The sequence below is a fragment of the Klebsiella sp. 28 genome (assembly GCF_018223905.1).
In the GTDB taxonomy this organism is placed as follows: domain Bacteria; phylum Pseudomonadota; class Gammaproteobacteria; order Enterobacterales; family Enterobacteriaceae; genus Klebsiella; species Klebsiella pneumoniae.
Genome location: NZ_JAGRQY010000169.1, coordinates 13,613 through 32,798 on the forward strand (window position 1 = coordinate 13,613; position 19,186 = coordinate 32,798).

Below are 19,186 nucleotides of genomic sequence, written 5' to 3' on the forward strand. Positions count from 1 at the left end.
GACGCCACTACATCGTTTAACCAGGGAGTTGTTATGTCTGCCAAACATCCGGTGATCGCCGTCACGGGCTCCAGCGGCGCGGGCACTACCACCACCAGCCTTGCCTTTCGCAAAATCTTCGCGCAGCTAAATCTGCACGCCGCGGAGGTGGAAGGCGATAGCTTTCATCGCTACACCCGCCCGGAAATGGACATGGCGATCCGTAAGGCGCGGGATCAGGGCAAACATATCAGCTACTTTGGCCCGGAGGCGAACGACTTCGGCCTGCTGGAGCAGACCTTTGTCGACTATGGTCGCCACGGCAAAGGTCAGTCGCGGAAATACCTCCACACCTATGACGAAGCCGTGCCGTGGAATCAGGTGCCGGGGACCTTTACCCCCTGGCAACCGCTGCCGGAGCCGACAGACGTGCTGTTCTATGAGGGGCTGCACGGCGGGGTTGTCACGCCGCAGCATGATGTCGCCAGCCATGTCGACCTGCTGGTCGGGGTGGTGCCTATCGTTAACCTCGAGTGGATCCAAAAGCTTATTCGCGACACCAGCGAACGCGGCCACTCCCGGGAGGCGGTGATGGACTCGGTCGTCCGCTCGATGGAAGATTACATCAACTTCATTACCCCGCAATTTTCCCGCACCCATATCAACTTTCAGCGCGTGCCGACGGTGGACACCTCCAACCCGTTTGCCGCCAAAGCGATCCCCTCGCTGGACGAGAGCTTTGTGGTGATCCATTTCCGCAATCTGCAGAATATCGATTTCCCCTGGCTGTTGGCGATGCTGCAGGGCTCGTTTATCTCGCACATGAACACCCTGGTGGTGCCGGGCGGTAAAATGGGGCTGGCGATGGAGCTTATCATGACGCCGCTGGTCGAGCGCCTGATGGAAGGCCGTAAGATAGGCTAACCAAAAAACCCCGGCCTGGCCGGGGTTGAGATTCGATACAACGGCAGGCGAAGACTACGCCTCGATCACTTCATAGGAGTGAGTGATGTTCACCGCTTTTTCCAGCATCAGCGCCACCGAGCAGTATTTCTCTGCCGACAGGTCCACCGCCCGGGAGACCGCGGCATCTTTCAGCGCCTTGCCGGTGACGATAAAATGCAGATTAATATGCGTGAACAGACGCGGAGCCTCTTCGCGACGCTCGGAGGTCAGCTTCACTTCGCAATTGGTCACGTCGTGACGACCTTTTTGCAGAATGGAGACCACATCGATCGCACTGCAACCGCCCGCCGCCATCAGCACCATCTCCATCGGGCTGGGAGCCTTATCCCCGGAGTTGCCATCCATCAGAATCTGGTGTCCCGATGCGGACTCCCCGATAAAGGTTAACCCTTCTACCCATTTCACACGCGCTTGCATAAAATTTAACTCCAGTATCGCAATATTCCTGTCAGATTACGCGCACATAACAATTCTCGCAACGGAAGGCGACCTGCGTCATGCTGAAGCGAGACACCAGGAGACATGCGGCGAAAGCTATGCTAAAACAGTCTGGATGCTACAGTAATACATTGATGTACTGCATGTATGCAGAGGAGTTCACATTACGGGCTGTCGAAAAATCATCAGCCAGCTTCCCAGGTATAGGGAAACAATACGATTGCATGCCCGGACGCCGTGTAGTGTCGGCGCCCGGAGATAGCTTATAACAGAGGATAACCGCGCATGGTGCTTGGCAAACCGCAAACAGACCCTACCCTTGAATGGTTCTTGTCTCATTGCCACATTCATAAGTACCCATCAAAGAGCACGCTGATCCACCAGGGTGAAAAAGCAGAAACGCTGTACTACATCGTTAAAGGCTCCGTGGCTGTACTCATCAAGGATGAAGAAGGTAAAGAGATGATCCTCTCCTACCTCAACCAGGGCGATTTCATCGGTGAATTAGGCCTGTTTGAAGAGGGTCAGGAGCGTAGCGCCTGGGTACGGGCGAAAACCGCATGTGAAGTGGCCGAAATCTCTTATAAGAAATTCCGTCAGCTGATCCAGGTGAACCCGGACATTCTGATGCGTCTCTCTTCGCAAATGGCTCGCCGTCTGCAGGTCACGTCTGAGAAAGTGGGCAACCTTGCCTTCCTCGACGTGACGGGCCGTATCGCCCAGACGCTGCTGAACCTGGCGAAGCAACCGGATGCCATGACCCACCCGGACGGTATGCAAATTAAAATTACCCGCCAGGAAATTGGTCAGATCGTCGGCTGCTCTCGTGAAACCGTTGGTCGTATTTTGAAAATGCTGGAAGATCAGAACCTGATTTCCGCGCACGGTAAAACCATCGTCGTCTACGGCACCCGTTAAGTTGCTAAGCGGCGTATTGCTCCCGCAGTACGCCGTTTTTGTTTTTCCCTCATGTGGCGCAGGCTGATTTACCACCCGGAAGTCAACTATGCACTGCGGCAAACGCTGGTGCTGTGTCTGCCCGTGGCCATCGGTCTTCTGCTCGGCCATCTCCAGCAGGGGCTGTTATTTTCCTTAGTCCCCGCCTGCTGCAACATTGCCGGTCTTGATACCCCGCATAAGCGCTTTTTCAAACGCCTGATTATCGGCGGCTGCCTGTTTGCCGGATGCAGTCTGGTGGTGCAGTTGCTGCTTGCCCAGGCGATACCCCTGCCGTTTATTCTCAGCGGCCTGGCGCTCTTGCTCGGCGTTACCGCGGAGATCAGTTCGCTGCACGCGCGGCTGCTGCCCGCGTCGCTGATCGCCGCCATCTTTACCCTGAGCCTGGCGGGCAATATGCCCATCTGGGAGCCGCTGCTAATCTACGCCTTCGGCACGCTGTGGTACGGCGTGTTTAACTGGTTCTGGTTCTGGCTGTGGCGCGAACAGCCGCTACGGGAGTCGCTTAGCCTGCTTTACCGGGAGCTGGCGGACTACTGTGAAGCCAAATACAGCCTGCTGACCCAGCATACCGATCCCTCGACCGCCCTGCCGCCGCTGCTCACCCGCCAGCAGAAAGTGGTCGATCTGATTACCCAGTGCTATCAGCAGATGCATATGCTGGCCGCTAACCAACGCAACGATCATAAGCGCCTGCTGCGGGCGTTTCAGATGGGGCTGGATCTGCAGGAGCATATTTCGGTCAGCCTGCATCAGCCGGAAGAGGTGCAAAAGCTGGTGGAACGCAGCCATGCCGAAGCGGTGATCCGCTGGAACGCGCAGACCGTCGCCGCCCGCCTGCGCGTGCTGGCGGATGACATGCTCTATCATCGCTTTCCAAAGCGCTTTCAGATGGATAAACAGATCGAGGCTCTGGAAAAGATCGCCAGACAACATCCGGATAACCCGGTCGGCCACTTCTGCGCCTGGCACTTCAGCCGCATCGCCCGGGTGCTGCATACCCAGCGCCCGCTGTATGCCCGGGACCTGATGGCCGATAAAGAGCGTCGTTTACCGCTATTGCCCGCGCTAAAGAACTACCTGTCGCTAAAATCGCCCGCGCTGCGCAATGCCGCCCGCATCAGCGTGATGCTGAGCGTCGCCAGCCTGATGGGCAACGCCCTGCACTTGCCTAAGCCCTACTGGATCCTGATGACGGTGCTTTTCGTCACCCAGAACGGCTATGGCGCCACCCGGGTGCGTATTGTTCACCGGGCGGCGGGGACGCTCGCCGGCCTGACGATCGCCGGGCTGACCTTGCATTTTCACGTTCCGGAGAGCTACACCCTGAGCGGGATGCTGCTGATTACCCTGCTCAGCTATCTGATCATTCGCAAACACTATGGCTGGGCGATGGTTGGGTTTACGGTGACGGCGGTATATACCCTGCAGCTGCTGACGCTTAACGGGGAACAGTTTATTATCGCCCGGCTGATCGACACCCTTATCGGCTGCCTGATTGCCTTCGGCGGGATGGTCTGGCTGTGGCCGCAGTGGCAGAGCGGCCTGCTGAAAAAAAACGCCCACGATGCGCTGGAGGCCGACCAGCAGGCAATTCGCCTGATCCTCAGCCCCGACCCGAAAGCACCCGCGCTGGCCTATCAACGCATGCGCGTCAACCAGGCGCACAACGCGCTCTACAACTCCCTGAATCAGGCGATGCAGGAGCCCGGGTTTAATACCCACTATCTGGAAGATATGAAGCTGTGGGTAACGCACAGCCAGTTTATCGTCGAACACATCAACGCTATGACCACCCTGGCCCGGGAGCATACGATGCTGACCCCGGATCTTGCCCAGCGCTATCTCGAATCCTGTGAGATTGCGCTGCAGCGCTGCCAGCAGCGGCTGGACAGCGATGGTCCCGGCAGCGCAGGGGATGCCAATATTATGGAGTCGCCGGAAAGCGAGGCGCCGATCGGTCCGTTAAGCACCCTGGAGCAGCATCTGCAACGCATTCTGGGCCATCTGAACACCATGCACACCATTTCGTCAGTGGCATGGCGTCAGCGGCCGCACCATGGCATCTGGCTGCGGAAGATCAACCGTTAATCACCTTTGCCACCGCCTGGGCAAAGCGCGCCATCCCTTCAGTAATATCCTGCTCGTCGATGATCAGCGAGGGAACAAAACGCATCACGTCCGGCCCGGCGTTGAGCACCATGACGCCGGCGTCGGCCGCGGCATAGAGGAAATCACGCGCGCGGCCTTTGTGCTGCGGCTTGAGTTCCGCGCCGATCAGCAGGCCCATCCCGCGTATATCACTGAACAGATCAAACTCGGCATCCAGCCGCTGCAGGTGTTTGACGAACAGTTCGCGCTTCGCGCTCACGCCATCCAGCACCGCCGGGGTATTGATCAGATCGAAGGCGGCGTTGGCGACCGCGCAGGCCAGCGGGTTGCCGCCGTAGGTTGAGCCATGGGAGCCCGCATGGAAGGCGCTGGCGATCTCGTGGGTGGTCAGCATGGCGCTGACCGGGAAGCCGCCGCCCAGCGCTTTGGCGCTGGTCAGAATATCCGGGGTCACGCCGTAGTGCATATAGGCGAACAGCGATCCGGTACGCCCCATACCACACTGTACTTCATCAAAGACGAGCAGCGCCTGGTGCTGATCGCACAGCTCGCGCAGTCCCTGCAGGAAAGCCGGCGTGGCCGCCGTCACGCCGCCTTCGCCCTGAATCGGCTCCACCACCACCGCGCAGGTGTGGTCATCCATCACCGCTTTTACCGCCTGCAGATCGTTGAAGGGAACATGGACAATATCCGCCGGTTTTGGGCCGAAACCATCGGAATACTTCGGCTGACCGCCGACGGAAACGGTAAACAGGGAGCGGCCATGAAAGGCATTATGGAAGGCGATGATTTTGGTTTTATACGGGCTATGGCGGGTCACCGCATAGTGACGCGCCAGCTTAAAGGCCGTTTCATTGGCTTCGGTGCCGGAGTTCATAAACACCACGCGCTCGGCGAAGGTAGCCTCGACAAGTTTACGTCCCAGACGCAGCGCCGGCTCATTGGTAAAGACGTTGCTGGTGTGCCACAGCGTTTCGCCCTGCTGATGCAGCGCCGCCACCAGCGCCGGATGGCAATGGCCAAGCGCCGTCACCGCGATACCGCCGGCGAAATCGATATACTCTTTCCCCTGCTGATCCCAGACGCGGCTGCCTTTCCCCTTCACCGGGATGAATTCTGCCGGTGCATAAATTGGCAAAATAACTTCATCGAATGTGGCGCGGGTGATTGCCGGTTGTTCAGTTGCCATGTCTTGCCCATCCCTCTTCGTTACGCAGATGCGATTATGATAATCTAATCACAAAATATGCATAAAAAATCAGTCAATAGCAACTGAAAATCACCGTTTCAAAAAGTTGGCCAGCAATTGATGGCCCTGCTCGCTGAGGATGCTTTCCGGATGAAACTGCACGCCCTCGAGATCCCATTCGCGGTGACGGATCCCCATAATCTCACCGCTGGCGCTGCGGGCAGTGACGTTAAACTCGGACGGGAGCGTCGGCGGGTCAATCACCAGCGAGTGATAGCGGGTCACCGTCAGGGGATTATTCAGCCCCTGAAACACCCCTTCGCCGTTATGCTCGATAAGCGAGGTTTTGCCATGCATCACCTGGGCCGCCCGCACGATAGTCGCGCCAAACGCCTGGGCGATCGCCTGATGCCCGAGACAGACGCCCAGCAGCGGCGTTTTTCCGCCATAGTGGCGGATAACCGCGAGGGAAATCCCCGCCTCATCCGGCGTGCAGGGGCCTGGCGAGATCACGATTTTCTCCGGCGCCAGCGCCGCTATCTCCTCCAGCGTCAACGCATCGTTGCGCCTGACCAGTACTTCCGCCCCCAGTTCGCAGAAGTACTGATACAGATTCCAGGTGAAAGAGTCATAGTTATCGATAAGCAGGATCATAGCGGCTCCGGAACAATCAAAACCGGGCTATTCTACTCAGATTCCCGCGCTTCGCTTACCACTTTGCGAAAGATCGCCACCAGCGGGGCCAGATCGCCCATCGCGCTCTGCTGGCAGGCCGCACTCCAGCCGGCGGGGTCAACGTCACGCCAGTTAAGAAGGTAGCCGGCATGTATCGCCAGCTGTTCAAAGAAAATGCGCTGGGTCAGGCCATTGCCAAGACGAAAAGGGTGCAGCACATTAATTTCACCATAGAACCAGCTCAGGCGTTCGATGAAGGTATCGCGCGGCAGGCCATTGAGATAATCCTCCTGCTCAAGGGCCTGCATCAGGGCATTCCCCTCCTCCTCGATCCGGGCAAAGTGGCAGAACGGCGTATCGCCCAGGTAGAGGTTCACTTCACGCAAGCGGCCCGCCCAGTCAAACAGATCCTGATACAACTGGTGATGAATAGCGCACAGATAGGGTAAGCCGCGCACCCGCGGGCCCAGCGGCAGAGTGGCCGCCCGCAGCGCTGTCATCTCAAAGGCGGCCTGCTGCAGATTTTTAGCCTGGCGGATGCCGAGACGGTTGCGCAGCACGTTCAGCGCCGGATAGAGATAAGGATCGCGTTCATCGCCGAATTTATCGCTCATACTCCCTCCGCAACGTCGCCAGACGCGCCAGCGCCTCTTCGGCAGTCAGCGTAACCAGCGGCACCGTCACGCCTTCAAGGCGACGGCTGGCCTGAAAATTGGTATTGCGTGTCTGTTCCCAGAGTCGGGATTTTTGCTTATCGGTGAGTGGACGCATCGTCGCCCCCCTTATCGTCCCCTGTGTGCCACAAGTATAAGCAGCAATTTCAGGTTATGCCGGGAGGCGACCGGGCGCGGCGATAGACCACCGCGCCGCGGGAGGATTAGGGCAGCACTTTCGCAGAGAGGATAACGACCGGTTTGGTCGGCACATTCTGGTACGGACCAACGTTATGGGTCTGGACCTGGGAGATCTTATCCGCAACATCCATCCCCTTCACCACTTTGCCGAATACCGCATAGCCAAAGTCGCGCTGGCCATGGTCGAGGAAGGCGTTATCCGCCACGTTGATGAAGAACTGACTGGTGGCGCTATCCTGATCGGCGGTACGCGCCATCGCGATGGTGCCGCGGGTGTTGCGCAGGCCGTTGTCTGCTTCATTCTTGATCGGCGGGTTAGGCTGCTTCTGCTGCATCTGTTCGTTAAAGCCGCCGCCCTGCACCATGAATCCCGGGATCACGCGGTGAAAGGTGGTGTTGTTGTAGAAGCCGCTGTTGACGTACTTCAGGAAGTTATCCACGGAAATCGGGGCTTTCTGGATGTTTAACTCAAGCTCAATGTTACCTGCCGAAGTGGTCAGCAGCACATGCGGATCGCCCTTTGCCGCCATGGCCGGGGAGAACGCTGAAATAGCGAAAACGGCAGCCATCGCCGCCAGTGTTGATTTGAGCATGGAAATTCCTTAACGGAGCAGAATAAAAGCGAGTGCCTTGATTCTAAAGAGCCTTTGCATCCTGGGCCAGCCTTTTACCAAATTTTACTTAGCTGTAATAATTGTAACCGCGCAAACGATCTCCTTTGCAGCGAACAAGCGTGATGCAGATCACATTAAAACATGCAAAAGATAACCCATTTCACAATAAACATTTAATTACATCACCTGAACGAATAAAATCTGTCCGCCCGGCGCAGCGTCAACGCGCTTTACCTTTCTATTCACAGGCCAGTCATGACTAACAGCAACCGTATTAAGCTCACATGGATCAGCTTCTTCTCCTACGCCCTGACCGGCGCGTTGGTGATCGTCACCGGGATGGTGATGGGTAACATTGCGGATTATTTCCATCTGCCCGTTTCCAGTATGAGCAACACCTTTACCTTTCTGAACGCCGGTATTCTTATCTCCATCTTCCTCAATGCCTGGCTGATGGAAATCGTGCCGCTGAAAACTCAGCTGCGCTTTGGCTTTATTTTGATGGTGCTGGCGGTGGCCGGCCTGATGCTCAGCCACAGCCTGGCGCTGTTCTCCGCGTCAATGTTCGTTCTTGGCCTGGTGAGCGGGATCACCATGTCGATCGGGACCTTCCTGATCACCCATATGTATGAAGGCCGTCAGCGCGGGGCGCGTCTGCTGTTTACCGACTCCTTCTTTAGCATGGCGGGCATGATTTTCCCGATGGTCGCCGCCGTCCTGCTGGCGCGCAGCATCGAGTGGTACTGGGTCTACGCCTGTATTGGTCTGGTGTATGTCGCCATTTTCGTCCTGACTTTCGGCTGTGATTTCCCGGTGCTGGGCAAAAAAGCCCAGAGCGAAAACAGCCAGCCGGTGGTGAAAGAGAAGTGGGGCATCGGCGTGCTGTTCCTCTCCGTTGCGGCGCTGTGCTACATCCTCGGTCAGCTGGGCTTTATCTCCTGGGTACCGGAATATGCGAAGAGCCTGGGCATGAGCCTCGGCGACGCCGGTAAACTGGTGAGCGATTTCTGGATGTCCTACATGATCGGCATGTGGTCATTCAGCTTCATCCTGCGCTTCTTCGACCTGCAGCGTATCTTAACCGTCCTCGCCGGGCTCGCGACGGTGCTGATGTACCTGTTTATCAATGGTTCGCCGGAGCATATGCCGTGGTTTATTCTGACCCTGGGCTTCTTCTCCAGCGCCATTTACACCTCGATCATTACGCTCGGTTCGCAGCAGACGCGGGTCGCTTCGCCGAAGCTGGTGAACTTTATCCTCACCTGCGGCACCATCGGCACCATGCTCACTTTCGTGGTCACCGGCCCGATTGTGGCGGCCAGCGGTCCCCTGGCCGCGCTGCACACCGCTAACGGCCTCTATGCCGTGGTATTCGTAATGTGCTTTATCCTCGGCTTCGTCTCCCGTCATCGCCAGAACAACGCTCAGGCGGCGTCTCACTAAGCCTTCGGCCCCTTTGCATCCGCAAGGGGGCTGTTCCTCATAAAAGAAAGCTCCTCGCCACCGCGGTCAGTTTGGATCCAGCTTTGCGCCGGCTGGGTGGTCGCGATCACCCTTCCCTGGCGAATTGACCAGCGCACCGGCACCTGGCAGCGGACGGCCTCAAAGCCATTCTCCGCCGGGAGAATGATCAGGTTAGCCGGGTTGCCGCTGACAATGCCGTAATCCTCGAGGCCAAACGTGCGGGCGCTGTTGTCGGTGATAAGCTGCAGGCCGTCGTTGATCTGCTGGTAGCCCATCAGCTGGCAAACATGGAGCCCCATATGCAGGACCTGCAGCATATTGCCGGTCCCCAGCGGGTACCACGGGTCAAAGACGTCATCATGACCAAAGCAAACGTTGATCCCCGCCGCCAACAGCTCCTTCACCCGGGTAATGCCCCGTCGCTTCGGGTAGTCGTCAAACCGGCCCTGCAGATGAATATTCACCAGCGGATTGGCGACAAAGTTGATGCCGGAGAGCTTAAGCAAGCGGAACAGACGCGAGGTATAAGCGCCATTATAGGAGTGCATAGCGGTGGTATGGCTGGCCGTTACCCGCGGCCCTATCCCCGCTTTCAGCGCCAGCGCGGCAACGGTTTCAACAAAGCGCGACTGCTCATCGTCAATTTCATCGCAGTGAATATCCAGTGGGCGGTCATATTGCTGCGCCAGACGGAAGGCGATATGCAGCGATTCCACACCATATTCACGGGTGAACTCAAAATGCGGGATCGCCCCGACAACGTCCGCCCCCAGCTTGAGGGCCTCCTCCAGCAGCGCCTCGCCGTTGGGGTAAGAGAGGATCCCCTCCTGTGGGAAAGCGACAATCTGTAACTCGACCCATGGCGCCACCTCCTGTTTGACCTCCAGCATCGCCTTCAGCGCCGTTAACGTGGGATCGGAAACATCGACATGAGTGCGGACAAACTGCACGCCATTGGCGATCTGCCACTTCAGGGTTTTCCACGCCCGGGCTTTGACGTCCTCATGGCTGAGCAGCGCTTTCCGCTCCGCCCAGCGCTCAATCCCCTCGAACAGAGTACCGGACTGATTCCAGTTCGGCTCGCCGGCCGTCTGGGTGGTATCCAGATGGATATGCGGCTCGATAAAAGGCGGGATCGCTAGCCCGCCGCGAGCGTTCAATACCTCGTAGCTTTCATCGTGCGCCTCCCCCATCGGCGTGATCTCGCCAAAGCGGCCCTTATCAATGGCTATTTGCCACAGGCCGTCGCGGTCTGCCAGGCGTACGTTCTGAATCAACCAAAGCGGCGCTGCTGTCATATCACCCTCTCTATTCAATACGGCTTGTTTTCTGTCTAACCCCAATCGCGACTTACCCAATTCTTGTACACAAAATCAGCAAAAAGGAAAAGTCAGCGTTTTCCATGACTTATAAAAATACTGACAAATCAAACGCATACCCATTAAGTGGTAGGTGAAGTTGTCATTGATTTGCATCAATAAGCCTGATGGCTGAATCGTTAAGGTAGGCGGTAATAGAAAAGAAATCGAGGCAAAAATGAGCAAAGTCAGAATCGCTATTATCGGTAACGGCATGGTTGGCCATCGCTTTATCGAAGAGCTTCTCGATAAGGCGCCTGCCGGACAGTTCGACATTACCGTGTTCTGTGAAGAACCGCGTATCGCCTACGACCGCGTCCACCTGTCGTCTTATTTCTCCCATCACACTGCGGAAGAACTGTCGCTGGTACGCGAAGGTTTCTATGAGAAACACGGCGTCAAGGTGCTGGTCGGCGAACGGGCGATCACCATCAACCGCCAGGAGAAAGTGATCCACTCCAGCGCCGGGCGTACCGTGTTCTACGACAAGCTGATTATGGCGACCGGCTCATACCCGTGGATCCCGCCGATTAAAGGCGCGGAAACCCAGGATTGCTTCGTCTATCGCACTATTGAAGATCTTAACGCCATCGAATCCTGCGCCCGCCGCAGCAAACGCGGCGCGGTAGTCGGCGGCGGCCTGCTCGGCCTGGAAGCGGCCGGCGCGTTGAAAAACCTCGGCGTGGAAACCCATGTTATCGAATTCGCGCCGATGCTGATGGCCGAACAGCTCGACCAGATGGGCGGCGAGCAGTTGCGGCGCAAAATCGAAAGCATGGGCGTGAAAGTTCACACCAGCAAAAACACCAAAGAGATTGTTCAGCAGGGCACCGAGGCGCGCAAAACCATGCACTTCGCCGACGGTAGCGAGCTGCAGGTCGATTTCATCGTCTTCTCAACCGGGATCCGCCCGCGCGATAAGCTGGCCACCCAGTGCGGGCTGGCGGTCGCCCAGCGCGGCGGCATCATGGTCAACGATAGCTGCCAGACCTCCGATCCGGATATCTATGCCATCGGGGAATGCGCCAGCTGGAACAACCGCGTCTACGGTCTGGTCGCCCCCGGCTATAAAATGGCCCAGGTGGCCGTCGACCATCTCCTCGGCAGTGAAAATAGCTTCACCGGCGCCGACCTCAGCGCCAAGCTGAAGCTGTTGGGTGTGGACGTGGGCGGGATCGGCGATGCCCACGGCCGCACGCCGGGCGCCCGTAGCTACGTCTATCTCGACGAAAGCAAAGAAGTTTATAAGCGCCTGATCGTCAGCGCCGACAACAAAACGCTGCTCGGCGCGGTGCTGGTCGGCGATACCAGCGACTACGGCAATCTGCTGCAGCTGGTGCTCAACGCCATCGAGCTGCCGGAAAACCCGGATTCGCTGATCCTCCCGGCCCACGCCGGCAGCGGCAAGCCGTCCATCGGCGTCGATAAACTGCCGGACAGCGCGCAGATCTGCTCCTGCTTTGACGTCAGCAAAGGCGACCTGATCGCCGCTATCAACAAAGGCTGCCACACCGTGGCGGCGCTGAAAGCTGAAACCAAAGCCGGGACCGGCTGCGGGGGCTGCATTCCGCTGGTCACTCAGGTGCTCAACGCCGAGCTGGCGAAACAGGGCATCGAGGTCAACAACAATCTGTGCGAACACTTCGCTTACTCCCGTCAGGAGCTGTTCCACCTGATCCGCGTGGAAGGCATTAAAACCTTCGACGAACTGCTGGAAAAACACGGTCAGGGCTACGGCTGCGAAGTCTGTAAGCCGACCGTCGGTTCCCTGCTGGCCTCCTGCTGGAATGAGTACATCCTCAAGCCGCAGCACACGCCGCTGCAGGACAGCAACGACAACTTCCTCGCCAACATTCAGAAAGATGGTACCTATTCGGTGATCCCGCGCTCAGCTGGCGGCGAAATCACGCCGGAAGGGCTGGTCGCCGTGGGCCGTATCGCGCGTGAATTCAATCTGTACACCAAAATCACCGGCTCTCAGCGCATCGGCCTGTTTGGCGCGCAGAAAGACGACCTGCCGGAGATCTGGCGGCAGCTGATTGAAGCGGGATTCGAAACCGGCCATGCGTACGCCAAAGCGTTACGTATGGCGAAAACCTGCGTCGGCAGTACCTGGTGCCGCTACGGCGTTGGCGACAGCGTCGGCTTCGGCGTAGAACTGGAAAACCGCTACAAAGGCATCCGCACCCCGCACAAAATGAAGTTCGGCGTCTCCGGCTGCACCCGCGAATGTGCCGAGGCTCAGGGCAAAGACGTCGGGATCATCGCCACCGAGAAAGGCTGGAACCTGTACGTGTGCGGTAACGGCGGGNNATCGCGAGACGCTCATCAAATATCTCGACCGCTTTATGATGTTCTACATCCGCACCGCCGATAAGCTGACCCGCACTGCCCCGTGGCTGGACAATATGGAAGGCGGTATCGACTATCTGCGCAGCGTCATCATCGATGACAAGCTCGGTCTGAACGACCATCTGGAAGAAGAGCTGGCTCGCCTGCGCGCCGCCTTCGCCTGCGAGTGGACCGAGACCGTCAACAACCCGGCGGCGCAGACCCGCTTCAAACACTTTATCAATAGCGACCAGCGCGACCCGAACGTTCAGGTGGTGCCCGAACGTGACCAGCACCGCCCGGCCACGCCGTATGAGCGTATCCCGGTTACTCTGGTGGAGGAAAAAGCATGAGCCAGTGGGTAAATATCTGCAGCATCGACGACATCCTGCCGGCCACCGGCGTCTGCGCCCTGCTCGGTCAGCAGCAGGTGGCGATCTTCCGTCCCTACCATGACGACAGGGTATTCGCCATCAGCAACATTGATCCGTTCTTCAACGCCAGCGTGCTGTCTCGCGGGATTATCGCCGAGCATGACGGCGCGCTATGGGTCGCCAGCCCGCTGAAAAAACAGCGCTTCCGCCTGAGCGACGGCCTGTGCATGGAAGATGCCAGCCACTCTATCGCCCGCTTCGACGCCCGCGTGAAAGACGGACACGTTCAGCTTAAAGCGTAAGTCCTTCTCCCTCCCCCCGGCCACGGGGGGAGATATAAGTAACAGTTCTGACCGACAGCGCATGAGTGCGGGATATGTCGCATGTTTTGTATTACCTTTGCTGCTATTCTACGACCACTCGTTTTCTACCCCTTATTTTTATGAGGTTATTCTGTGGATCACTTACCCATATTCTGCCAGTTGCGCCAGCGCGATTGTTTACTGGTTGGCGGCGGGGATGTCGCCGAACGCAAAGCCCGTCTGCTGCTGGATGCTGGCGCTAACGTCACGGTCAATGCGCTCGACTTCACGCCCCAGTTTCAGGTGTGGGCTGATTCACAGATGCTAACTCTGGTGCAGGGGGAGTTTATCCCCTCGCTGCTGGATAACTGCTGGCTGGCCATCGCCGCTACTGATGATGAGACGGTCAACCAGCAGGTTAGCGAGGCGGCCGAAGCGCGGCGTATCTTCTGTAACGTGGTGGATGCCCCGCGCCAGGCCAGCTTTATCATGCCGTCGATCATCGATCGCTCGCCGCTGATGGTCGCCGTCTCCTCGGGCGGGACATCACCGGTTCTGGCGCGCCTGCTGCGCGAGAAACTGGAGTCAATTCTGCCCCTGCATCTCGGCCAGCTGGCCCGCTATGCCGGCCATCTGCGCGCGCGGGTTAAGCAGCAGTTTGCCACCGTAGGCGAGCGTCGCCGCTTCTGGGAGAAGCTGTTTGTGAACGACCGTCTGGCGCAGTCGCTGGCTAATGACGATCGGCAGGCAGTCGCGGATACCACTGAGCAGTTGCTGACGGAGCCGTTGGAGCATCGCGGCGAGGTGGTGCTGGTTGGCGCCGGCCCCGGTGACGCCGGGCTGCTCACGCTCAAAGGCCTGCAGCAGATCCAGCAGGCTGACGTGGTGGTCTATGATCGGCTGGTCTCCGATGACATCATGAATCTGGTACGCCGCGATGCCGATCGGGTATTCGTCGGCAAGCGCTCAGGCTACCACTGCGTCCCGCAGGAGGAGATCAACCAGATCCTGCTGCGCGAAGCGCAAAAAGGAAGACGCGTGGTCCGGCTGAAAGGCGGCGATCCCTTTATCTTTGGCCGCGGGGGGGAAGAGCTGGAGACGCTTTGCGAGGCGGGCATCCCCTTCTCCGTTGTGCCTGGAATTACCGCCGCCTCCGGCTGCTCCGCTTATTCGGGGATCCCCTTGACCCACCGCGATTTCGCGCAGGGCGTCCGCCTGGTCACTGGCCACCTGAAAACCGGCGGCGAGCTGGACTGGGCGAACCTGGCGGTGGAGAAGCAAACCCTGGTGTTCTACATGGGTCTGAACCAGGCGCCGGCGATCCGCGAGAAGCTTATCGCTCACGGCATGGCTGAAGATATGCCCGCCGCCATCGTCGAGAACGGCACCGCTGTGACGCAAAAAGTGGTCAGCGGCACCTTAGGACAACTGGATATTCTGGCGCAGCAGATGGCCAGCCCGGCGCTGATCATCGTCGGCCGCGTGGTCGGTCTGCGGGATAAACTGAACTGGTTTTCGAACCATTAACCTTGCCTCCCATAAAGCGACAGGCATAAAAAAGGGCGGGATAGCATCCCGCCCTTTTAGCTGTTGCGTCGCTTACGGCTTGGCGACAAAGCCAATCGCTTCGTATACCGCTTTCAGGGTTTGAGAAGCCCGCGCGCTGGCCTTTTCCGCGCCGTCTTTCATCACCTGATTGAGAAACGCTTCGTCGTTACGGAAACGGTGATAGCGCTCCTGCAGGTCAATCAGCATGCCCGATACCGCTTCGGCGACTTCGCCTTTCAGGTGGCCATACATTTTGCCTTCAAAATGCTGTTCCAGCTCAGGAATAGTTTTCCCGGTAACCGCGGAGAGGATATCCAGCAGGTTGGAGACGCCCGCTTTCTCTTTCAGATCGTAACGCACTACCGGCGGCTCGTCGGAGTCGGTGACCGCACGTTTAATCTTCTTGACCACCGATTTCGGATCTTCCAGCAGGCCGATGACGTTGTTGCGGTTGTCGTCGGACTTGGACATCTTTTTCGTCGGCTCCAGCAGCGACATCACGCGCGCGCCGGATTTAGGGATAAACGGCTCAGGCACTTTAAAAATATCGCCGTAGATGGCGTTAAAACGCTGGGCGATATCGCGGCTTAGCTCAAGGTGCTGTTTCTGATCTTCGCCCACCGGAACCTGGTTGGTCTGGTACAGCAGAATGTCAGCGGCCATCAGTACCGGATAATCAAACAGACCGGCGTTGATGTTCTCCGCGTAGCGCGCTGACTTGTCTTTAAACTGAGTCATGCGGCTCAGTTCGCCGAAATAGGTGTAGCAGTTCAGCGCCCAGCCTAGCTGGGCATGTTCCGGCACGTGCGACTGCACGAAGATAGTGCTTTTCTGCGGGTCGATGCCGCAGGCCAGATACAGCGCCAGGGTGTCCAGCGTCGCCTTGCGCAGCTGCTGCGGATCCTGGCGCACGGTGATGGCGTGCTGGTCCACGATGCAATAGATGCAGTGGTAATCGTCCTGCATGTTTACCCACTGACGCAGCGCACCCATATAGTTGCCAATGGTCAGTTCACCTGAGGGCTGTGCGCCACTAAAAACGATGGGCTTAGTCATGTTTCAATTCCTGAGTTTCACTGTGCGGTAACCCGAGAGCGGGTAAGAGTTCGTTAAACTGGTCGAAGAGATAGTCCGGCTCGCTCAGCGCAAGCGGTTCACCATAGTTATAACCGTAGGTCAGACCAACAGAGCAGCAGCCTGCCGCTTTGGCCGCCTGAATATCATTGCGCGAATCGCCGACAAACAGCAGCTCGGCTGGAGCCAGAGAGAGCTTTTCCGCCACCAGCAGCAGCGGTTCCGGATGCGGCTTTTTATTCTGCACGTCATCGCCGCCAATCACCACGGTAAAATATTTCGCAATATCGAGCGCGTCCAACAGCGGGGCGACAAACGGCGTCGGCTTATTGGTAACCAGCGCCAGCGGCAGGCCTTTGGCATGCAGCGCGCCGAGCGTATCGGCCACCGCCGGGAACAGGAAACTGCCCTCTTCCGCCGCTTCGGCGTAATAGCGGTCAAACAGTTTACGCAAAATGCGCAGCTGCTCGTCTTGCGGAATATCATGATCGTCGACGGAAGGCTTACCCATCGCCGCACGTAACGTTGCTCGCTCCTGACGAGCCCAGGTAAGCGCCCGCTCCATCAGGACATCGGCGCCGTTACCGATCCAGGTGATAACGCGTTCTTCTCCCGCCACCGGCAGCTCCAGGGCGTACAGGGCGTTATCAACCGCCGAGGTTAGACCCGGCGCGCTGTCCACCAGCGTGCCGTCGAGATCAAATGCGATGCCGCGGATCGCCTGTAATTTATCCATGACTCACCTTCGCTAATTCACTACGCATTTGATCAATGACTTGCTTGTAGTCCGGCTGACCGAAGATCGCCGAACCGGCAACAAACATATCCGCACCCGCCGCGGCGATTTCGCCGATATTGCTGGCTTTCACGCCGCCATCCACTTCGAGGCGGATGTCGTAGCCGGACGCATCGATGCGCTGGCGCACTTCACGCAGTTTATCCAGCGTCTGGGGAATAAAGGACTGGCCGCCAAAGCCCGGGTTAACCGACATCAGCAGGATCACGTCCAGCTTATCCATCACGTAATCGAGGTAGCTCAGCGGCGTCGCCGGGTTAAACACCAGGCCCGCTTTACAGCCGTGCTCTTTGATAAGCTGCAGGCTGCGATCGACGTGTTCGGAGGCTTCCGGATGGAAGGTGATAATGCTGGCGCCGGCTTCGGCAAAATCAGGAATGATGCGGTCGACCGGCTTCACCATCAGGTGAACGTCGATTGGCGCGGTAATACCGTAATTACGCAGTGACTTCAGCACCATCGGGCCAATCGTCAGGTTTGGCACGTAGTGGTTGTCCATAACGTCGAAGTGCACGACATCCGCACCCGCCGCCAGCGCCTTCGCGGTATCCTCACCCAGACGGGCAAAATCAGCCGACAGAATCGAAGGGGCAATCAAATACTGCTTCATCCGCATCTCCTTGAAATTTATTTGGTCTTAGGCGGACGGTAGAGCGCTAATAGCTCGTCCACCTTTTTACGCGTACCACCGTTGCTGCTGATGCTGCGCCGCACCTTCACAATATGCGTTTCTGCCGCGTTTTTATACCATTCCTGCGTCAGCGGCGTGCGGTGGTTGGAAATCAGCACCGGGATGCGCTTTTTCATCAGCGATTCCGCCTTTTGCGCCAGCAGTACCTGTTGTTCCAGGTTGAAACTGTTGGTGTGGTAGGCGGTAAAGTTCGCCGTCGCCGTTAGCGGCGCATAGGGCGGATCGCAATACACCACTGTGCGGCTATCCGCACGTTGCATGCACTCTTCGTAAGATTCGCAGTAAAACTCGGCGTTTTGCGCCTTCTCGGCGAAATGATAGAGCTCAGCTTCGGGGAAATAGGGCTTTTTATAACGGCCAAACGGCACATTGAACTCGCCGCGCAGATTGTAGCGGCACAGGCCATTGTAGCCGTGACGGTTCAAATACAGGAACAGCACCGCGCGACGCAGCGGATCCTGGCTTTGGTTAAATTCATCACGATACAGGTAGTAGCGCTCAGCGACGTTATTTTCCGGGGTAAACATCTCACGGGCGGCGGCGACGTATTCGTCGGTGCGCAGTTTGACGATGTTGTACAGGCCGATTAAGTCACTGTTGATATCCGCGAGGATATAACGAGAAAAGTCGGTATTAAGAAATACCGACCCGGCGCCCACAAAGGGCTCGATCAAGCACTCGCCTTCCGGCAAATGCTTTTTAATATCGTCAAGCAGGGGGAACTTTCCCCCTGCCCACTTCAGAAAAGCGCGATTCTTTTTCATGCTGCCTAACTAATTACACGTTCTCCGGCTGTGGAGAAAGCTCCGACAGCATCCTGCGCTTAAGACTACCCCACGGCATTATTTCAGGTCAGCCTGAACCTGATGCAGCGGTTTTGCCCATGGATTTTTCGCCTGCACGTCCGCCGGCAGCGAGGTGACAGCACGTTTCGCTTCATCTTTCGATGCATAGATACCGCTCACCAGCACGTACCATGGTTGGCCGTTACGCGACGTTTCATAGACAACATATTTATCCAGCTTCTCTTTCTTCGCCCAGTTGTTGAGGTTGTCGTAGTTAGAGGAGCTGCTGAGCTGCAGAGTATAGTGACCCGACGGCGCAGTTTTCATTGAGCTGACGTCACCTGCCGTCTTCCCGGTCTTCGCTGCCGGCGCTGCCGCAGCTGCCGTTGCCGCTGCGGTCGTCGTGGTCGGTTTGCTCTGAGCGGTGGCCACCGGTTTGCTTTCGCTGACGGACGTTTTCGCCGGAGCGGTGGTCGCCGTGCTTTCAACATGCTTCGGCTGGACCGGCTTCGATTCTACCGGCGTTTTCGCCACGGCCTGTGGCTTCGACTGCGGCTTCGCTTCGATAACGGTATGCTTACGTTCAGCCGGACGCGGGGTCGCTGCTGTCTGACGCTCGGTCGCCTGGCGCGGCGCCGCGGTGCCATTGGCGCCATTCCGGATTGGCGCGACGGTAGCC

Annotated in this window: 18 protein-coding genes and 1 pseudogene; 7 read left to right on the forward strand and 12 right to left on the reverse strand. The window is 57.8% G+C overall.

Features of this window, described 5'->3' with window-relative positions; translation table 11 throughout:
* Positions 1-33: 33 nt before the first annotated feature.
* Positions 34-903 carry a phosphoribulokinase gene (locus KHQ28_RS23865; protein ID WP_002920153.1) on the forward strand — a complete coding sequence of 290 codons (870 nt, stop codon included), beginning with the start codon at positions 34-36 and terminating at the stop codon, positions 901-903.
* Between the two features lie 54 nt (positions 904-957).
* Here KHQ28_RS23865 and KHQ28_RS23870 read toward each other — a convergent pair whose 3' ends face one another.
* Positions 958-1,362, reverse strand: coding sequence for an OsmC family protein (locus tag KHQ28_RS23870; protein WP_002920158.1), 405 nt, complete (start codon positions 1,360-1,362; stop codon positions 958-960).
* A gap of 306 nt (positions 1,363-1,668) precedes the next feature.
* Here KHQ28_RS23870 and crp point away from each other — a divergent pair, with 306 nt between their 5' ends.
* Together crp and KHQ28_RS23880 are read left to right on the forward strand one after the other, a co-directional pair.
* Positions 1,669-2,301, forward strand: coding sequence for a cAMP-activated global transcriptional regulator CRP (gene crp / locus KHQ28_RS23875; RefSeq protein ID WP_000242758.1), 633 nt, complete (start codon positions 1,669-1,671; stop codon positions 2,299-2,301).
* Positions 2,302-2,352: 51 nt separating this feature from the next.
* Positions 2,353-4,431 (forward strand): YccS/YhfK family putative transporter, encoded by a 2,079-nt coding sequence (locus KHQ28_RS23880; RefSeq protein ID WP_020802487.1) that lies wholly within the window; start codon positions 2,353-2,355, stop codon positions 4,429-4,431.
* On the opposite strand, the gene KHQ28_RS23885 is transcribed toward KHQ28_RS23880, so the two are convergent.
* From KHQ28_RS23885 to ppiA, 5 genes are all read right to left on the reverse strand, one after another.
* Entirely contained in the window at positions 4,421-5,641 is a 1,221-nt protein-coding gene (locus KHQ28_RS23885) for an aspartate aminotransferase family protein (protein ID WP_004174049.1), read from the reverse strand. The two genes, KHQ28_RS23880 and KHQ28_RS23885, sit on opposite strands and share 11 nt — an antisense overlap.
* A gap of 90 nt (positions 5,642-5,731) precedes the next feature.
* Positions 5,732-6,295 (reverse strand): aminodeoxychorismate synthase component 2, encoded by a 564-nt coding sequence (gene pabA / locus KHQ28_RS23890; RefSeq protein ID WP_032418318.1) that lies wholly within the window; start codon positions 6,293-6,295, stop codon positions 5,732-5,734.
* Positions 6,296-6,327: 32 nt separating this feature from the next.
* Entirely contained in the window at positions 6,328-6,930 is a 603-nt protein-coding gene (locus KHQ28_RS23895; RefSeq protein ID WP_004181446.1) for a putative adenosine monophosphate-protein transferase Fic, read from the reverse strand.
* Positions 6,920-7,087, reverse strand: a complete 168-nt coding sequence (locus tag KHQ28_RS23900; protein ID WP_002920231.1) for a YhfG family protein — start codon at positions 7,085-7,087, stop codon at positions 6,920-6,922. Before KHQ28_RS23900 ends, KHQ28_RS23895 begins: the two co-directional genes overlap by 11 nt.
* A 106-nt stretch (positions 7,088-7,193) precedes the next feature.
* Positions 7,194-7,763 carry a peptidylprolyl isomerase A gene (gene ppiA, locus KHQ28_RS23905; RefSeq protein WP_032418317.1) on the reverse strand — a complete coding sequence of 190 codons (570 nt, stop codon included), beginning with the start codon at positions 7,761-7,763 and terminating at the stop codon, positions 7,194-7,196.
* A 276-nt stretch (positions 7,764-8,039) separates the two neighbouring features.
* Here ppiA and tsgA point away from each other — a divergent pair, with 276 nt between their 5' ends.
* The gene (tsgA, locus tag KHQ28_RS23910; protein WP_002920240.1) at positions 8,040-9,227 is read left to right on the forward strand and encodes an MFS transporter TsgA; all 1,188 of its coding nucleotides are present in this window, start codon (positions 8,040-8,042) and stop codon (positions 9,225-9,227) included.
* Here the strand turns inward: tsgA and KHQ28_RS23915 are convergent.
* Positions 9,224-10,546 carry a cytosine deaminase gene (locus tag KHQ28_RS23915; RefSeq protein ID WP_002920241.1) on the reverse strand — a complete coding sequence of 441 codons (1,323 nt, stop codon included), beginning with the start codon at positions 10,544-10,546 and terminating at the stop codon, positions 9,224-9,226. The two genes, tsgA and KHQ28_RS23915, sit on opposite strands and share 4 nt — an antisense overlap.
* 238 nt (positions 10,547-10,784) lie before the next feature.
* On the opposite strand from KHQ28_RS23915, the pseudogene nirB reads away from it, so the two are divergent.
* From nirB to cysG, 3 genes and pseudogenes are all read left to right on the forward strand, one after another.
* A pseudogene (gene nirB / locus KHQ28_RS23920) lies at positions 10,785-13,290 on the forward strand (nitrite reductase large subunit NirB).
* Positions 13,287-13,613 carry a nitrite reductase small subunit NirD gene (gene nirD, locus KHQ28_RS23925; protein ID WP_002920249.1) on the forward strand — a complete coding sequence of 109 codons (327 nt, stop codon included), beginning with the start codon at positions 13,287-13,289 and terminating at the stop codon, positions 13,611-13,613. The pseudogene nirB and the gene nirD overlap by 4 nt, the downstream one beginning before the upstream one ends.
* Before the next feature lie 153 nt (positions 13,614-13,766).
* Entirely contained in the window at positions 13,767-15,140 is a 1,374-nt protein-coding gene (cysG, locus tag KHQ28_RS23930; RefSeq protein WP_002920252.1) for a siroheme synthase CysG, read from the forward strand.
* Between the two features lie 72 nt (positions 15,141-15,212).
* Here the strand turns inward: cysG and trpS are convergent, their stop codons facing one another.
* The 5 genes from trpS to damX form a co-directional block, all read right to left on the reverse strand.
* Entirely contained in the window at positions 15,213-16,217 is a 1,005-nt protein-coding gene (gene trpS / locus KHQ28_RS23935) for a tryptophan--tRNA ligase (RefSeq protein WP_002920253.1), read from the reverse strand.
* The gene (gene gph, locus KHQ28_RS23940; protein ID WP_004188345.1) at positions 16,210-16,971 is read right to left on the reverse strand and encodes a phosphoglycolate phosphatase; all 762 of its coding nucleotides are present in this window, start codon (positions 16,969-16,971) and stop codon (positions 16,210-16,212) included. Before gph ends, trpS begins: the two co-directional genes overlap by 8 nt.
* Positions 16,964-17,641, reverse strand: coding sequence for a ribulose-phosphate 3-epimerase (rpe, locus tag KHQ28_RS23945; RefSeq protein WP_002920259.1), 678 nt, complete (start codon positions 17,639-17,641; stop codon positions 16,964-16,966). Before rpe ends, gph begins: the two co-directional genes overlap by 8 nt.
* A gap of 17 nt (positions 17,642-17,658) precedes the next feature.
* Entirely contained in the window at positions 17,659-18,486 is an 828-nt protein-coding gene (gene dam / locus KHQ28_RS23950) for an adenine-specific DNA-methyltransferase (RefSeq protein WP_002920260.1), read from the reverse strand.
* A 78-nt stretch (positions 18,487-18,564) separates the two neighbouring features.
* The coding region (gene damX, locus KHQ28_RS23955; RefSeq protein ID WP_211777702.1) for a cell division protein DamX at positions 18,565-19,186 on the reverse strand (622 nt) is incomplete at its 5' end.

What these genes read in the sequence shown, in the direction of transcription:
- KHQ28_RS23880 (WP_020802487.1), top strand. Translation starts at nt 2,353, where the DNA reads ATGTGGCGCAGGCTGATTTACCACCCGGAAGTCAACTATGCACTGCGG.
- ppiA (WP_032418317.1), bottom strand. Translation starts at nt 7,763, where the DNA reads ATGCTCAAATCAACACTGGCGGCGATGGCTGCCGTTTTCGCTATTTCA.
- KHQ28_RS23900 (WP_002920231.1), bottom strand. Translation starts at nt 7,087, where the DNA reads ATGCGTCCACTCACCGATAAGCAAAAATCCCGACTCTGGGAACAGACA.
- tsgA (WP_002920240.1), top strand. Translation starts at nt 8,040, where the DNA reads ATGACTAACAGCAACCGTATTAAGCTCACATGGATCAGCTTCTTCTCC.
- KHQ28_RS23885 (WP_004174049.1), bottom strand. Translation starts at nt 5,641, where the DNA reads ATGGCAACTGAACAACCGGCAATCACCCGCGCCACATTCGATGAAGTT.
- KHQ28_RS23870 (WP_002920158.1), bottom strand. Translation starts at nt 1,362, where the DNA reads ATGCAAGCGCGTGTGAAATGGGTAGAAGGGTTAACCTTTATCGGGGAG.
- crp (WP_000242758.1), top strand. Translation starts at nt 1,669, where the DNA reads ATGGTGCTTGGCAAACCGCAAACAGACCCTACCCTTGAATGGTTCTTG.
- KHQ28_RS23865 (WP_002920153.1), top strand. Translation starts at nt 34, where the DNA reads ATGTCTGCCAAACATCCGGTGATCGCCGTCACGGGCTCCAGCGGCGCG.
- trpS (WP_002920253.1), bottom strand. Translation starts at nt 16,217, where the DNA reads ATGACTAAGCCCATCGTTTTTAGTGGCGCACAGCCCTCAGGTGAACTG.
- rpe (WP_002920259.1), bottom strand. Translation starts at nt 17,641, where the DNA reads ATGAAGCAGTATTTGATTGCCCCTTCGATTCTGTCGGCTGATTTTGCC.
- pabA (WP_032418318.1), bottom strand. Translation starts at nt 6,295, where the DNA reads ATGATCCTGCTTATCGATAACTATGACTCTTTCACCTGGAATCTGTAT.
- KHQ28_RS23915 (WP_002920241.1), bottom strand. Translation starts at nt 10,546, where the DNA reads ATGACAGCAGCGCCGCTTTGGTTGATTCAGAACGTACGCCTGGCAGAC.
- nirD (WP_002920249.1), top strand. Translation starts at nt 13,287, where the DNA reads ATGAGCCAGTGGGTAAATATCTGCAGCATCGACGACATCCTGCCGGCC.
- dam (WP_002920260.1), bottom strand. Translation starts at nt 18,486, where the DNA reads ATGAAAAAGAATCGCGCTTTTCTGAAGTGGGCAGGGGGAAAGTTCCCC.
- KHQ28_RS23895 (WP_004181446.1), bottom strand. Translation starts at nt 6,930, where the DNA reads ATGAGCGATAAATTCGGCGATGAACGCGATCCTTATCTCTATCCGGCG.
- gph (WP_004188345.1), bottom strand. Translation starts at nt 16,971, where the DNA reads ATGGATAAATTACAGGCGATCCGCGGCATCGCATTTGATCTCGACGGC.